General features: G+C 53.6%; 8 protein-coding genes, 2 rRNA genes and 1 pseudogene. 6 read left to right on the top strand and 5 right to left on the bottom strand.

Translation table 11 applies throughout. The features are described 5' to 3' along the window. Window positions 1-68: 68 nt before the first annotated feature. The 4 genes and pseudogenes from BGX16_RS09760 to BGX16_RS09745 all read right to left on the bottom strand — a co-directional run bounded on the left by BGX16_RS09760 (window position 69) and on the right by BGX16_RS09745 (window position 10009). A 23S ribosomal RNA gene (locus BGX16_RS09760) occupies window positions 69-3008 on the bottom strand. 257 nt (window positions 3009-3265) lie between these two features. Beyond that, window positions 3266-4789 (bottom strand): 16S ribosomal RNA (locus tag BGX16_RS09755). The 16S and 23S rRNA genes sit together here, the layout of an rRNA operon. A 602-nt stretch (window positions 4790-5391) precedes the next feature. Further along, window positions 5392-5520: pseudogene (locus BGX16_RS15270) on the bottom strand (IS200/IS605 family transposase); the annotation flags it as partial. A gap of 133 nt (window positions 5521-5653) precedes the next feature. Beyond that, entirely contained in the window at window positions 5654-10009 is a 4356-nt protein-coding gene (locus BGX16_RS09745; protein WP_100425855.1) for a fibro-slime domain-containing protein, read from the bottom strand. A gap of 274 nt (window positions 10010-10283) precedes the next feature. On the opposite strand from BGX16_RS09745, the gene BGX16_RS09740 reads away from it, so the two are divergent. The 4 genes from BGX16_RS09740 to BGX16_RS09725 all read left to right on the top strand — a co-directional run bounded on the left by BGX16_RS09740 (window position 10284) and on the right by BGX16_RS09725 (window position 13183). After that, window positions 10284-11144: a GGDEF domain-containing protein gene (locus BGX16_RS09740; RefSeq protein ID WP_198514903.1), complete on the top strand. Its 861-nt coding sequence runs from the start codon at window positions 10284-10286 to the stop codon at window positions 11142-11144. Next, complete coding sequence (locus BGX16_RS09735) at window positions 11141-12004, top strand: radical SAM/SPASM domain-containing protein (RefSeq protein ID WP_100425853.1); 864 nt, start codon at window positions 11141-11143, stop codon at window positions 12002-12004. The genes BGX16_RS09740 and BGX16_RS09735 overlap by 4 nt, the downstream gene beginning before the upstream one ends. A gap of 10 nt (window positions 12005-12014) precedes the next feature. Next, complete coding sequence (gene trmB / locus BGX16_RS09730) at window positions 12015-12746, top strand: tRNA (guanine(46)-N(7))-methyltransferase TrmB (protein WP_157797975.1); 732 nt, start codon at window positions 12015-12017, stop codon at window positions 12744-12746. 101 nt (window positions 12747-12847) lie between these two features. Next, a complete protein-coding gene (locus BGX16_RS09725) occupies window positions 12848-13183 on the top strand; it encodes a helix-turn-helix domain-containing protein (protein WP_100425851.1) in 336 nt (111 codons plus the stop codon). Window positions 13184-13194: 11 nt separating this feature from the next. On the opposite strand, the gene BGX16_RS09720 is transcribed toward BGX16_RS09725, so the two are convergent. Then, window positions 13195-14547, bottom strand: a complete 1353-nt coding sequence (locus BGX16_RS09720; RefSeq protein ID WP_198514820.1) for an IS5 family transposase — start codon at window positions 14545-14547, stop codon at window positions 13195-13197. Between the two features lie 145 nt (window positions 14548-14692). Here BGX16_RS09720 and BGX16_RS09715 point away from each other — a divergent pair, with 145 nt between their 5' ends. Together BGX16_RS09715 and BGX16_RS09710 are read left to right on the top strand one after the other, a co-directional pair. Then, complete coding sequence (locus BGX16_RS09715) at window positions 14693-14863, top strand: hypothetical protein (RefSeq protein ID WP_157797974.1); 171 nt, start codon at window positions 14693-14695, stop codon at window positions 14861-14863. Next, entirely contained in the window at window positions 14794-15684 is an 891-nt protein-coding gene (locus BGX16_RS09710; RefSeq protein WP_157798087.1) for an IS3 family transposase, read from the top strand. The genes BGX16_RS09715 and BGX16_RS09710 overlap by 70 nt, the downstream gene beginning before the upstream one ends. Window positions 15685-15774: the final 90 nt, after the last annotated feature.

The raw sequence follows: 15774 nt of genomic DNA, 5'->3' as shown, positions 1-15774 counted from the left end.
AGCCCTCGAATGGGGTGCCTCCGGACGCCAGGCTGCTCACGCGCAGCAAAGCCACATCGTAGGAAGAAAAGGAAAAGCCTCACGGGCTATTAGTATCGCTCGGCTCAACGCGTCGCCGCGCTTACACCTGCGACCTATCGACGTCGTAGTCTCCGACGGCCCTTCAGGGGGTTGCCCCCGCGAGACCCTATCTTGGGAACGGCTTCACGCTTAGATGCTTTCAGCGTTTCTCCGATCCGAACATGGCTACCCGGCGGTGCCGCTGGCGCGACAGCCGGTACACCAGAGGTTCGTCCGTCCCGGTCCTCTCGTACTAAGGACAGGTTCCCTCAAGTCTCGTACGCCCACACCGGATAGGGACCGAACTGTCTCACGACGTTCTGAACCCAGCTCGCGTGCCGCTTTAATTGGCGAACAGCCAAACCCTTGGGACCTTCTCCAGCCCCAGGATGCGACGAGCCGACATCGAGGTGCCAAACCTCCCCGTCGCTATGAACGCTTGGGGGAGATCAGCCTGTTATCCCCAGAGTACCTTTTATCCATTGAGCAACGGCCGTTCCACGCTGTACCGCGGGATCACTAAGCCCTACTTTCGTACCTGCCCGGCGTGTCCGCCTCGCAGTCAGGCTCCCTTTTGCCTTTATGCTCTGCGCGCGATTACCGACCGCGCTGAGGGAACCTTTGGATGCCTCCGTTACCTTTTGGGAGGCGACCGCCCCAGTCAAACTGACCATCAGACACGGTCCCCCGCCCCGGTGAGGGGCGCGGGTTAGGCCTCAAGCCTGGCAAGGGTGGTATTTCAACGGCGGCTCCGGAGGGGCTGGCGCCCCGCCATCAAAGCCTCCCACCTATCCTACACATGCAAGGCCTAAAACCAATGTCAAAATTCAGTGAAGGTTCATGGGGTCTCTCCGTCCAGGTGCGGGATGCCGGCATCTTCACCGGCACTGCAATTTCGCTGAGTCTCAGGAGGAGACAGTGCAGAAGTCGTTACACGATTCGTGCAGGTCGGAACTTACCCGACAAGGAATTTCGCTACCTTAGGACCGTTATAGTTACGGCCGCCGTTTACCGGGGCTTCGATTCGGGGCTTCGCTTGCGCTGACCCCTCCTGTTAACCTTCCGGCACCGGGCACGTGTCAGGCCATATACCTCCCTTTGCAGGTTTGCATGGCCCTGTGTTTTTGGTAAACAGTCGCTTCTGCCATTTCTCTGCGGCCTCCAGCGGCTCCGCGCTGTCCGCGCTGACCGCCGGGGGCTCCCCTTATCCCGAAGTTACGGGGTTAATTTGCCGAGTTCCTTCTCCTGGGTTGTCTCAAGCACCTTGGGCTGCTCGCCCCATCCACCTGTGTCGGTTTACGGTACGGGCTCCCTCGCGGCTCCCTTAGGGGGTTTTCCTGGCACCGGCATGTACAGCTCGGATTCGGGCCGAAGCCCTCCTCCGGTCGGGAGTCTCGGGCACGTGGCAGGGGGATTTGCCTCCCTGCCGCCTTACGCTCCTTCCGCCACGCGTCCATCGGTGGCTGTGTACTGTTCGATGCGTCGCCCCGTCGGTCGGACGCCTCGTGGGAGGCCGGGGAATCTTGACCCCGTCCCCATCGGCTACGCCTCTCGGCCTCGTCTTAGGTCCCGGCTGACCCCGGGAAGATTAACTTTACCCGGGAAACCTTGGATTTTCGGTGCGCGGGCTTTCCACCCGCGTTTTCGCATACTCATGCCAGCATTCTCGTTTCCGGTACCTCCAGCGGGCATCGCCACCCGCCTTCCCAGGCCTGCGGAACGCTCTCCTACCGCTCCATCGCTGGAGCCCACGACTTCGGTGACGCGCTTAGTCCCGATAATTTTGGGCGCGGGACCGCTCGACCAGTGAGCTATTACGCTTTCTTTAAAGGATAGCTGCTTCTAAGCTAACCTCCTGGCTGTCTGAGCAGTCCCACATCCTTTCCCACTTAGCGCGCACTTGGGGACGCTTAGTCGGTGGTCAGGGTTGTTTCCCTTTCGTCCGCGGATCTTATCACCCGCGGGCTGTCTGCCGCGAATCGGTTGGCCGGTATTCGGAGTTTGGTTGGGTTTGGTAAGCGGGTGTGCCCCCTAGTCCATCCAGTGCTCTACCCCCGGCAGCCTGTCGCGACGCCATACCTAAATATGTTTCGGAGAGAACAAGCTATCGCCCAGTTTGATTGGCCTTTCACCCCCACCCACAGCTCATCCGGACACGTTTCAATGTATATCGGTGCGGCCCTCCACGGGGTGTTACCCCCGCTTCAGCCTGGCCATGGGTAGATCACTAAGGCTTCGTGTCTGCCGCGTACGACTAGGCGCCCTCTTCAGACTCGCTTTCGCTGCGGCTCCGGTCCTCAGGACCTTAGCCTCGCCGTACACGAGCAACTCGCTGGCTCATTAAACAAAAGGCACGCCGTCAGAGGGACAAGTCCCTCCTCCGACAGAATGTACGCACACGGTTTCAGGCGCTCTTTCACTCCCCTCTCGGGGTGCTTTTCACCTTTCCCTCACGGTACTGGTCGCTATCGGTCATCCGCTCGTATTTAGCCTTGGAGGGTGGTCCCCCCGGCTTCAGGCAGGGTTTCACGTGCCCCGCCCTACTCAGGATACTGCCAAGCGCGAAGATCGGTCCCTAAAGGCCTGTCACCTGCTGGGGGGGGGCTTTCCATCCCGCTTCAGCACCTCTCTTCGCGTCACGCGGCAGTCCTACAACCCCGGGATCGCTCCCGGTTTGGGCTCCTCCCCGTTCGCTCGCCGCTACTTGGGGAATCTCGGTTGATGTCTTCTCCTCCAGCTACTTGGATGTTTCGGTTCACTGGGTTGGCTTCACGGGGCCTATGTGTTCGGCCCCGCGATGCGCGGGTCGCCCCGCGCGGGTTGTCCCATTCGGAGTCCCCGGAGTCACGGGCCCTTTGCGCCTCGTCCGGGATTTTCGCAGCTTGTCGCGTCCTTCGTCGCCGGCGAATGCCTAGGCATCCCCCGTGTGCGTTCCTATGCTTAATTCCTTCTTTCCAGCGATATAGCTCTCGCTTCGCATGAGCAGCTCGGCGCCCTGTCATTGATCGGGCCACCCAGTCACTCGAAACTGCTTCGCTTCTTGTATGCTTGTTATCACTTTCTCTGGAATTGCTTCCCGTACTGTCAATCGGCCGCGGGCTCTCTCGGAGCCGCGTTAGCTTCTTGCAAAACTTGGAGATGTACTTGCTTGATGCCTTGGTTTGCGAATCGGGTGGCGGTCCAAAAGGACCGCGGTTTACTCCTTAAAGGAGGTAATCCAGCCGCACCTTCCGGTACGGCTACCTTGTTACGACTTAGCCCCAGTCAAAGGTCTTGCTTTAGGCGCTGGCTCCCTTGCGGGTTGGCATCGCGACTTAGAGCACTCCCTTCTTCCATGGCTTGACGGGCGGTGTGTACAAGGCCCGGGAACGTATTCACCGTGGTGTGCTGACCCACGATTACTAGCGATTCCAGCTTCACGGAGTCGAGTTGCAGACTCCGATCCGAACTGAGGGCGGCTTTGGGGATTGGCTCGGCCTCGCGGCCCCGCTGCCCATTGTACCGCCCATTGTAGCACGTGTGTGGCCCAGGATGTAAGGGCCATGAGGACTTGACGTCATCCACACCTTCCTCCGGGTTGTCCCCGGCAGTCTCTCCAGAGAGCCCCCTTGCGGGCGGCAACTGGAAACGTGGGTTGCGCTCGTTGCGGGACTTAACCCAACATCTCACGACACGAGCTGACGACAGCCATGCAGCACCTGTGTGAACCGTTGCATTGCTGCAAAACGGCGATCTCTCGCCGCGGCGATTCCATGTCAAACCCTGGTAAGGTTCTGCGCGTTGCGTCGAATTAAACCACATGCTCCACCGCTTGTGCGGGCCCCCGTCAATTCCTTTGAGTTTCATACTTGCGTACGTACTCCCCAGGCGGCATACTTAACGCGTTAGCTACGGCACCCCGGGTCGCCCCGGGACACCTAGTATGCATCGTTTACCGCGTGGACTACCAGGGTATCTAATCCTGTTTGCTTCCCACGCTTTCGAGCCTCAGCGTCAGTGGGTCCCCAGCCGGCTGCCTTCGCCATCGGTGTTCTTCCTGATATCTACGCATTCCACCGCTACACCAGGAATTCCGCCGGCCTCTGAACCACTCAAGGACGCCAGTTCGCTCTGCGGGTCCGGGGTTGGGCCCCGGGATTGCACAGAACGCTTGGCGGCCCGCCTACGCTCCCTTTACGCCCAGTGATTCCGAACAACGCTTGCACCCCTCGTATTACCGCGGCTGCTGGCACGAAGTTTGCCGGTGCTTCCTTTAAAGGTACATTCAACGGCCCCGAAAGGCCGAATTATTCCCTCTCGACAGTGGTTTACACACCGAAATGCTTCATCCCACACGTGGAGTTGCTGCGTCAGGGTTGCCCCCATTGCGCAATATTCCCTACTGCTGCCTCCCGTAGGAGTCTGGGCCGTCTCTCAGTCCCAATGTGGCCGATCGCCCTCTCAGGCCGGCTACCGATCGTCGCCTTGGTGGGCCGTTGCCCCGCCAACTAGCTAATCGGACGCAAGCTCATCCCGCATCGATGATTCTTTCGTCAACGGCCCATGCGGGCCGCCACGGCTCCCGGCATTAGCCGCGCGTTGGCACGGTTGTTCCGGAATGCGGGGCAGATTGCTTACGCGTTACTCACCCATTCGCCGCTCGGCTCGTATTGCTACGTCCTCGCTCGACTTGCATGTATAAGACACTCCACCAGCGTTCGTTCTGAGCCAGGATCAAACTCTTCATTGTTTTCTAAAGGCCTGTCCCGACACGCTTCCTTTTCCGTCAAATTTGATTGACCGGAGCATCACTCAAGCACATCTCCAAATCCTTCAATCAGCCTGCCCGGATCCCGTCCGGGGCGTTTCCTGGCCGTTTCCGACCGGAACGAGGCCAATTATAGAAATCCCCACGGAATCGTCAAGGGGTTCCTGCGCAGATTTCTGCGAATTTCCTCGTTTTTTTTTCTTACAACGCCTGTTTTCCGTCTAAACGCCGTCAAAAAGCCGCATATTTCCATATTGTCCACAATCAATCCACGCATTTCTTCCTTTTTCGCCGCCATTTTTTTTCGATCCCCCCGAAAATGCAGTCCCGGAGGCCTCTCGAAACCGCTCCGGGACGTCCGAAGGCGCCCCTCGAAGGCGCCCCCCCCTCCTTTGATGCGCTTTCTGGCCCCCATCTCTACCGCCATCTCTACCGCGATGCCGTCCTCGACGCCGTTCCCGCAGACGGGGCCGTCCTCTGCCTGGAGACCTTCCCGTCATTTTGCAACAAATTCACTTCCCGTTCGTTTGTACTCACACGGACGGTCAGGCAGAAAGGGCCGCGTCTTGCCGGGCAGGGAACACGCAGAGCCTGCGGCGTATCGCGCCTGTTTCAAGCCGCCTTCTCCGTAAAAAACTTGCCCCCTGAATTTTGGGGGCAAACACGATATGACACCTGCAATTCCACCTTGTGCGGGCCAAGGAATGATCCAAGGGATTTCTTGTTTAGCGAAGAAGGAACGAAAGAAAGCTAAACGGGACCGCCGGCCTAGCCGGCGGTTTTGAATACATACAAAAAATGCACCGCCGAAGCGATGCATTTTAAATTTTCAAATCTCCGTGGAGATTACTTTGCTGTCGTGCGACGAACGCCCCATGTCTGGGTCACGTTGTGCTTGCCCTTCTTGCCTTGAGAGGGAACAACCGCATACGTGCTGAGCTTCGCGATATAAGCGCCCGTGCCTGCAATACGGCCCTTCGAAGTGACCATATCCCATGCGAGATAGACATAGCCACGGTTTTCACGGCAATCACCGCCGAAGAATTCATCGGAGCAAGCGATCGATCCGCTCTTATGAGCCACAAAAGTTCCAAGGTTGGTGAAGATATCCAGTTCATACTTGAGCTTCACATCTTCAATCTTGATCTTGCCTGCGGCAATCAAGGCATCAAGCTTCGGATCCGTCAAGATGTTACCCATATCCGTCTTGATGATGTAACCAAGCGTGTTCGGATATTTATCAAGCAAGACACCCACAGAGTCATAGATGCCGAGGAAGTGCGGAACAATTATATCCGCCTTGACATCCACTGTGTTATCGACAGTACCCATCTTGATACTTGCGATGGTCGAAGCTGCGTCTCCTTCGAGGAGCATCCACGGAGACGGCACTGTTGCGTTGTAATCGGTCGGGCTGTTGCCCGCAGCATCCATCAAAAGGCCCGGAACAGCGCGGACGTAGTCACCAGACTGCGGAATCGTTCCGCTCGCCGAGTTGTAGAACATCGTCACGTTGGAATCCACCACCGTAGCGTTTGTTGCAGTCACAACCTGATACTTGGCCGAACCCACAAGATCCGTTGCAGAGCGAAGGAAATAACCGAAGAGCGACTTCACTTCACCCGCATTTTCTTCCGAGACCATCACAGGTTCCGAAAGGGAGATCTTCACCTGGAAGAGACCTTCTGACATTTCGGAAATGTTCGCACGCGTAATCACCGGAGCAACCTTATCCGTGAACGGAGCATCGAACGAACCCGATGTCTCAATTCCATTCTTCTTATAAGTCGCATAGGAAGAAAGCAAACTTCCGGAATTTGCGGTCTGCACATCCTTTGAAAGTTCAAGGCCGGAGAACGTCAGCACAGAATCATAGAGAGAATCTGCGATCAAGACCTTTGCAGCCTTGAGGATTTCATCACGCGTAATCGTCAAAGCTTCTTCCTTCACCTTCGACCAGTTCACCACGATGGAATCCGGCAAGGAGTCCACATGGAACGGGCGGTGATAAAGGATCGTCAGCGAGTCCGCAATCCCATCGAGATATTCCGCATTGGTGAAAGCAGGATCAAGACCGGCGTAGGTCACAGCACTACCCTTGGTATCATACACAAGGACCGTATTTGGAATGGGTACTGGAGGCTCTGTAAACACAAGACCGTTCCAGGTAGCCGTAATCAAAGCACTTTCCATCGTCGCCACCGTAAAGTGAGCGCTGTCTACTACACTGTTCCCCATATCCGGATAGAGCATCGAAGAACGGAAGTTTACGACGCCCTTCCCTTCCACAACACCGAGCGTAGAAGAACCGGTCAAGCCTTCGGAAGAAGCCGTCGTCACCAGTTCCAAGCCATAGTTACAGCTTGTGCAAATTGCGCCCGTCGTCGGGTCAAACATCATCACATAAGCCGTATAATAAGCTCCACGGTAGAGCACGGAGTCTGGACTGATATCCCAGTTGCCGTAACCATTCAACTGCGTTGTGTAAGAAGAATCCACAAAGGCAATCGCCGGTAGTTTGAACGTGAGTTCAAGAACCGTCTTACGAACAGAAATCGTACCGGTCATCGAGGCTGAAGTCATTGCAGAAAGTGGGATTGTAGCCCAGAGAGTATCGATACCCTTCGAACCGACAGTCTGCTTGTCCGTTGCAGTAAGCGGGGTCGTGCCGTTGCTATCGGCATAAACAAGAAGACCTTCCGACGCGGTAATCGTGTAGCTTTCACCCACAGCGCTCCCCAAGTCCACATCCAAGTTACCGTCTTCCAAAGCTTCGCCGATTGCACCGACATAAACCGGGATGCGAACGTCAGCCATCGCAGAAGTCTGTACCTTGTAAACATGACCCGTCGAGTCCTTACCGTTAGCATTCAAGACATCCAAATTACCGGCTACACGGAGGGTTGCCACGACCGTCTTCTTGGAACCGATAAAGACCATGAACTTATACGTACCAGACGGAAGTCCCGAAATCTTATCGTTGCCTAACACGACCGGCTGATACCAATTCGAAAGATCGATTGCTCCAAAGAAAGAGGTCTGGCCTTTTGCATGAGCCGTGTTGAAATAGGTTTCGTCATAGACTTCCCCCGTTGCTGCCGTATAAACGGAGCTGCCCTTGTAAAGAGCATAGCTGACCGCAAGACCGCCCGGGATATTTGCCATTTCTTCGTTGCAGTAAACCTTGGTTTCTGTACCGAGCGACCCCGAAAGAGCTGCGGCGCAGTCGCCCGAGCCCGTTTCTTCGTAGCAGATGTTGTAACGAGAGCCGTCGCCCGAATAAGTGGAATCCTTCGAACGGCTGACACCCGAGTTCTGCTGGATGTACATGTTCGTGTTGATACGCACGTTACTCATCGTCGTACGACGGTCGCAGAAGAAGATGTCCAAATCATAAGTGGAGCCTTCCACGAAAGGATTGCCATTCTTATCCGTCAAGTTGTCGAGAACGGCATAAGCCGGAGCCGCGAGGTGCGTTCCGCCAAGGTCCACAGCAAGCTTGCCACCGATAAAGACCCAAATATCATCGTCACCGCGGAAGTTAAAGCGGAGACCCGGCTTGTAAACGAATTGAGCATGGCTTTCAAAACAGAACTGCTGGTTGCGCGTACTCGTCCAACGATACGTTCCCCCTGCAAGCGGAGTATCCGTTCCGTCCTTAAAGCTCGGCCAACCTGCCGGCCTGCTATCCTGGCAAGACCATCCCCACATACATGCATCCGTAGCCCCCAGCCAAGAGTTTACGGCAGCAATGTCGTCATCGCCGTTAGCAAAACGACCGGAGCAATCATCCATTCCTCCGAGCCAACCTGCGCCATTGCAAAGCAAATCAAATTTTTGCGCATTTTCCGCAGGATCCACTTCACGGAGCAAAGGACCCACAAAGACCGGGCCTTCTGCACCGCGCTTGGTTCTTGCCTTCGAAACCGGTGTAGAACCATAATCCGTCAAAACATCCGCGTCCGTCGTTGTTTCGGATGGATAAAAACCTCCCTGAGCCGTCAAACCTTTGCTCGTATAGTAATCGGAATTAAACTCCCACTTACCGTAAGCATCGCGATTGAACGGAAGGTCAAAGCAAGTCATTTCGTTCACACCCGTAGTCGGATGGAAAAGCTGATTGAAAAATGCTTCGCTAATAAAGCACGTTTCACCCATGCCGCCCATAGCCGTCGTCTTCAAAAGCGGCTTCTTGTTCGCATCCAAAGTGTCCTGGACAATGCCGTGCGTCACACCGATACAGGCATTTACCGCAGCCTGGGCCTGAGCAGAAGACACTCCCTGCGCACCATACTGGCAGCCTTCACCACCAGCCGAGTAGCAAGAGAAAGCCGGGTGCAATTGGGCATCCGTATCGTAAATGATAGCTGCCAAATGATATTCGCAGTTACCATCCACGGCCGGATCCACAATCGTAAAGCCCTTTTCGGCTTCCGTCATGCCATCCGGCCACATGCTTGCGTCCGAAACAAAGAAAACCGTATTCGTATTCAACTGGGTAAAGATTTGTTGCATCGGGATGGCTGTCGGAGCAAGACCCGCACCATCATAGCCGTCATAGCCTAAAATTTCTTCACGTTCGGTATCCGAATCACGATAGATCGTCACTTCCGCAGGCGGTTCCTGATTAAACCAAACATAATAGAACCAGCCGCAACGAGTTGCATCCGTCTTCAAGGCAACGCCAGTCTTGCCTCCATCGGTACTGAGCATCGGAACGGAACTGTTCCAAAGCTGGTCATCCGGCGGAAGGAAGTAGAAGTACTTAGCGTCAGGAGGATCTGTTGAAATGGCGGTTTTGCCTTCCGTTGTCGGATCTTCATAAATGTAAAGCGTCGTACCCGTGCCAAAGGCGTCACAGGCGAACTTATCACCTTGATTCCAGCCTGTCTGATTATACTGCGTCGAGGTGATGCCGTAGTCGTTCCAGCCACCTTCCGATGCAACAAAGAAGAATTCCTTTGCGTATTGAGAACCGTAATCCAAAGTGTTGATTACGTACCAGCCATCCGAAAGGCTTGTCGAAGGCAACAGATTAAATTGCCCATCCACCACCATGTACATCGAATTCCAACCACCTGGGTTTGCGACGTAGACAGTACCAGAGCAACTAAGCGCCCAAGAAGAGCCCATTCCGAACAGGAGGGCAAAGCCGAATACAAGCTTTGCTAACCAGCTAGTCACGTTCTTTGTTTTTTTCATAACATCTCCAAAACCAATCGCAGCATCCCAACCACGAGATTTGCATATGACGACCCAAGAACGGCTTAGCTAAAAGTCGTTCTCATTCGCTTGAAAAACTATCCTTTTTTAAGAAAAAAGGGTAGTTTTTTCTTAATTTGCGATAGATTTACCGTTTACGCGTGATACCGAACGCATTTTTTTAGACAAAAAAGCTAATTTTGTCGTTGAAATGTCCACATTAGGCGAATTACATCTGGAAAACACAATCCAATCGGACGGACTTACCCGCCCTATGCCGACAGCAAAGGCTCGGCCTTATCTGATTGTGCTGTATCCGCAGACCTCTTTCCGCCAGATTCCCCTGACCCAAGGTAAAACGATTTTGGGCCGCGGAAGCGATGCGGACATTCGCCTGGAAGACGAAATGATTTCCCGCAAGCACAGCGAAATCGCTTGGGACGGAAACAAGGTTACCCTGCGCGATCTGGATTCCACGAACGGCACCTTTGTGGACGGAGTCGCCCTAACAACGCATCCAAAGGCCATCGATGCGGAAAACCGCCTGCAAATTGGCAAAATGGTCCTTAAAATCGACTTTAAGGAACCGACGGACGAAGCTTTTGACCGCGAATTCTTTGAAGCGGCCACTACGGATCCTTTGACCAAGGCTCCCAACCGCCGAACCTTTATGGACCGCTCCCTGGGTGAACTCGCTTCAGCACGTCGCAAGAACCAATACGTTCACGTGCTTTTGTGCGAAGTGGATCATTTTAAAAAGCTGAGCGATGACTGGGGAAAAACCGCCTGCAACATGATTTTGAAGGGGCTTGCCCAGATCCTGACCCGCAATAAGCGCGAAAGCGATCTCTTTGCCCGTTACGCAGGCGAAGAGTTCGTTCTGTTGCTCCCGGAAATGACCAAAGCCGACGCTCAAAAAAGCGCTGAACGCCTGCGTGCAGCCGTGGAAGCCTACAAGTTCAGCTTTAACGATAAACCGATTCCGGTAACGGTTTCGCTCGGCATCGCCAGTTTCAAGGGAAAGGAAATTCCCACCCTCGATGCGATGCTCTCGACAGCAAGCCAGAGCCTTTACTATGCCAAGGAACACGGTCCAGGCCAGATCGTGCACTCGGACATGCTCGAAAAAGCGTGAAATACGCCTACATCGAAATCACGGAAAAATGCAACCTAAGTTGTCCGTTCTGCCCTAGCGCAGAATTGAACGGGCACCGCGGCGAAATGTCTCTTTCCCGTTTCGAAACAATCCTCGAAAGCTTACAGGGCAAAGTCCAAGAAATTTTTTTGCATGTATTGGGAGAGCCTCTGCTGCACCCTCAATTCGCAGGTATCCTGAAAGCAGTGGATGCGAGCGATTTCAAATTGAACCTGACGACAAATGGAGTTCTGATTGCAAAGCACGCAGATTCTCTTCTGGCGTCTTCTTCGCTGCGGCAAATCAATTTTTCGACTCACGCTTACGCCTATTTGCCAAGGAAAAAAGCCCTGAGCGTTTTGAACGATTCTTTCGACTTTGCCGAACGTTTGAATGCGGAACGTCCTGAAGTCTATTTAAACTTTAGGCTATGGAACGACCATGCGGACTCCACCTCGGATGCGTGGAACGCAACCGTTTTTCAGCTGCTTGCCGAGCGTTTTCAGACGGATCTTTCCCAAACCGTTTTTTCTGTACGGCACAAGAGCTTTCCGATTACGGGACGCCTTTATTTGCACAGGGATTCGCGCTTTACATGGCCAAACGGTTCGGGCGAAGAAAAAGAAAAGGGAACATGCCATGGCATCATTGACCAATGCGGCGTTCTCTTTGACGGGACGGTTGTCCCCTGCTGTCTCGATTACAAAGGAAATATTCCGTTAGGAAATCTTCCGGACGAGACATGGGATTCTATTTTTACGAGCGAAAAAGCAGAGCGCATTCGAAAGGGCTTTGAGCACCACAAGCTGGTAGATCCCTTCTGCAAGTGTTGCCCATTTGCCAGAAGATTTCAATCATAAGAAGGTTTCGATGAACGGAATTTCGAAAGCGGTAGAAAGCAACCAGACAGGCGTTCACAAGGACTTGGAAGGGCTTGTTTTGCGCTATCTCGATTCGGAATTTCGCCGTCCGATCGCAGAGCATACGCGGATTGCATTTGAAGCGGCAGAAGCCTTTGTCCATAAATTTCAGGCGCCGATTATTCTTGATTCCGGCTGCGGAACAGGCCTTTCCACGTTGAACCTCGCCAAGCGTTTTCCGGAGAATCCTGTGATTGGCGTGGACAAGTCCGAAGTGCGACTTTCCAAAGCTGATGCCCGTGCTGCAAACGGCGAGCCTTTGCCGAACAATATCTTTTACGTGCGCGCGGAACTGCTGGACTTTTGGAAGCTCGCCGCCGATGCCAAATGGAATATCTGCTTTCACGCTCTTTTTTACCCAAACCCTTGGCCAAAGCAATCCGGACTGCGGTACCGCTTTCACGGAAGCCCGATATTCCCGACGCTAATCAGGCTTTCTCCGGAACTTGAAATGCGGACGAACTGGAAAATCTATGCCGATGAATTCCGCTTCGCGTTAGAACTTGCGAGCAAACACTTGAACTGGGAGGCAAAAATTTCGGAAGAGACATTTGTACCGACACAGCCGATTTCCGCCTTCGAAAAAAAGTTCAATGAAAGCGGACACGCACTTTACAAGGTAAGATTGCTTCGGGGCGAACGCCCCTCGCAAGGACTGAGGAACGTGTCATCGCGAGCGTAGTGTGGCGATCTAAATTCAATTTGAAAACAACTTTTTAAAAAAAAGGAACCCGCCGGCATTGATGTGAACCCCGAAAGTTGGACACAACTTTCGGAGTTTTCATGTACCAGAAACACACAAAAGAAGAATGGGCCAAGGCCTATGAACTTCACAAGGATGGTTACGACTCTCCGTCAATCTCAAGGTTGACAGGTCTGGAACTGTCCGAAATTAAGCGCCATATCCGGCTTTACCGACAGACCGGCTGTTGGCAGACTGAAAGGAAAACGAATGTTCGGTCAACTCCTGCCTTGAGGAGGACTGTCATCGACGCGGTCGTCAAGAAATCTCTATCTTATGCGGAAGTTATCGCCAAGTACAGCATAAGTTTTACCAGCCTGAGTTCTTGGCTGCGGAAATACCGTCATGGCGGATACGAAGAACTGCTAGCTAGTTGACCCTTAAAAAGTCACTTCGCGAGCGCAGGATAAGGAGGTTCGCCGTTTTTATTCACCCCTTCCCGGCAAAGGAAGCAACAGTATAGCCATTCCAACAGGACAAAAAAGCGCCTCATGGCCCTCTTGAAGTTGAACGCCGCTGCTGCAAGCTTTGCATTGAGCATGTCGCCAAAGATTCCCTTGTAGAAATTTCTACCCATACGGTGGTCGCTTTTCAGGTGGCCGTTGATAGGCTCGATGCCTGCCCTCTTGCAAAAAAGCTTGTGAGCCTTTTCCTTCTGGTAGTAAGTCGCGTTTTTCTTCGGGACGTCCGGTATCACGATCTTTGTCGTTCCGGATTCCTTTTGTCCGCGGTAGCCTCGGTCGCATGCGGCCTGGCTCGGCCTGAATCCAAGCATTTGTTCAACATGGTCAAGCGTATCGTCTATCGTATGTCCGTCATACTCGTCCCGGAACGAGACCGCGCCGACAATGATGCCGCTGTAGCTCCGGGCGATTGACACCTTGTTGCCGAACTCGTATTTCTTGTGTTCCTTGCCCTTGCCGATGCATTTTACTTCGGGTTCGTGAAGCGAATAGACCTTGTCCTTGTCGCATTTCTTCTGTGCCAGAACTTTTTTGAAAAGCTCGATTTTTTCTTTGTACGTGTTCAACAAGTTCTTGCTGGCGAGATTTCGCTCTAATTCACGGACGAGCCGTCCCGCGATTGTCTTCAGCCTGCGATCTGCCTTGTGAGCCTTCTTGCCGTTCTTCGGGTGATTGCGGAAACGCTGGTCACGATGGACCTTCTTCAAGGTTCTCTTGTAGGACTGTCTTTGCGGAAGATCATGCTCTTCCACGATCCTCTGTACCTGTTCTATTATCTTGTTCGCAAGTTTGGCGTCTGTAGGGAACGTGATGTTCTTTTCCTGCACGGTCGTGTCAAGAAAGACCGTGCCGCATCCTGTCGGTCCTTGTTTATCGTGGTCATCGTTGACGAGGATACTTTCCTTGAGGATCATGTCCATGCCCGCTTCGCCAATCATGTGCCGGAAGTGAACAAGTTCGCTCGGGTCGCAGGGTTGCTCCGTCGAGAAGAACCGTTCTCCGCAAAAATACTGGTAATAGGCGTTTTCCTGAAACTGCTCCACGACGGACTCGTCCGATACGTTGCGGATGTGCTTCAGGATGATGAGCCCGGTCATGAGACGGATCGGCTTGTTCGGCGCACCCATTTTGTCGTCAAACCGTTTCGAAAACTCGGTCTCGAACTTGTTCCAGTCAATCTTGTTCGCGAGAACGTAGAGGGAATGCTTGTGGTTCAACTGCTCCTCAAGGGAACAGAAAAGGCTTGTCTGTGCGTGGGATTTTGGCGGTCTGTACATAAAAAATTGCAAGGTTTTCAATCATATTTTAGAAAACCTTGCAATATTTTCACAGGGTAGAAATCAGTTTTTCCCAATAGTTATGCGGGCTGGGCGGGATTTTAAGGGACGACTAGCTACCAAGCCGAGAGGGAGACCACCCAAGATGAACAAGGCCAAGCCGAAATGGACAACGGGAATGAGCGAGATTGAACGCCTCAGGGAAGAAAATGAGTATCTAAAAGCGGAGAACGCCTACCTAAAAAAATTAAAGGCCCTAGACCAGGAAGAAAGTGCCGAGATGTTCGGTATAGGGCCCAAGTCGTCCGCGAACTGAGCGCCGAGTACGCCCTGAGACATCTCCTGAAGGCTAGCGGGCTGTCCCGCTCCACGTACTACTACAACCTCAAGGATGGCCCCGACCGCTACGCCGTCGTGCGCAAGCGAATCAAGGCCATACACGCCCAGAACAAGGGCCGCTATGGCTACCGCCGCATCGTGGCCCAGCTCCGGAACGAGGGCTATGCCATAAACCACAAGACGGTCTATCGGCTCATGAAGGAAGATGGCCTGAAGAACGTGCGCAGGCGCTGCAAGTACCGCTCGTACAAGGGCGAGGTCGGCAAGACCGCCCCGAACAGGCTCAAGCGGAACTTCAACACAAAGGCCCCCAACAGGAAATGGACTACCGACGTGACTCAGATAAACATCGGCATGGACAAGTGCTACCTGTCGCCAATACTCGACATGTATAACGGCGAGATAGTCAGCTACGCAATCTCGGACCATCCGGACCTGAAGATGGTAATGGACATGCTGGACCGGGCATATGCGAAGAAGCGTACCTGGAAGCGACTGGTTCTGCACTCGGATCAGGGGTGGCACTACCAGCATGCGATTTACCAGAAATCGCTGAAAGATCATAAAATCATCCAGAGCATGAGCCGTAAGGGCAACTGCCTGGACAATGCCATGATGGAGAACTTCTTTGGAATAATGAAGTCAGAGCTTCTCTACCCGAACACGTTCAGAAACATGGACCACTTCAAACAGGAGCTGAGGAAGTATATCGAATACTACAACAACGACCGGATAAAGCTGCGCCTAAACGGAATGAGTCCGGTACAATACCGGACTCATAACGCTGTTTTATCCTAACTTTAAACTGTCCAACTTTTTGGGTTCAGTTCACATAGCCGGCGGTTCTTCTTTTACGGGCGTAGCCCTAGGATACTAGCCACGCGTCAC

The organism is Hallerella succinigenes, from assembly GCF_002797675.1.
GTDB classification, from domain to species: Bacteria; Fibrobacterota; Fibrobacteria; order Fibrobacterales; family Fibrobacteraceae; genus Hallerella; species Hallerella succinigenes.
Note: the sequence above shows the minus strand (reverse complement) of the source record. Positions and strands in the feature narration are given on the sequence as shown.

Bases quoted from the DNA above. Each gene is read 5' to 3' on its own strand.
- BGX16_RS09745 (WP_100425855.1), bottom strand. From the start codon at position 10,009: ATGAAAAAAACAAAGAACGTGACTAGCTGGTTAGCAAAGCTTGTATTC.
- BGX16_RS09740 (WP_198514903.1), top strand. From the start codon at position 10,284: ATGCCGACAGCAAAGGCTCGGCCTTATCTGATTGTGCTGTATCCGCAG.
- trmB (WP_157797975.1), top strand. From the start codon at position 12,015: ATGAACGGAATTTCGAAAGCGGTAGAAAGCAACCAGACAGGCGTTCAC.
- BGX16_RS09725 (WP_100425851.1), top strand. From the start codon at position 12,848: ATGTACCAGAAACACACAAAAGAAGAATGGGCCAAGGCCTATGAACTT.
- BGX16_RS09720 (WP_198514820.1), bottom strand. From the start codon at position 14,547: ATGTACAGACCGCCAAAATCCCACGCACAGACAAGCCTTTTCTGTTCC.
- BGX16_RS09715 (WP_157797974.1), top strand. From the start codon at position 14,693: ATGAACAAGGCCAAGCCGAAATGGACAACGGGAATGAGCGAGATTGAA.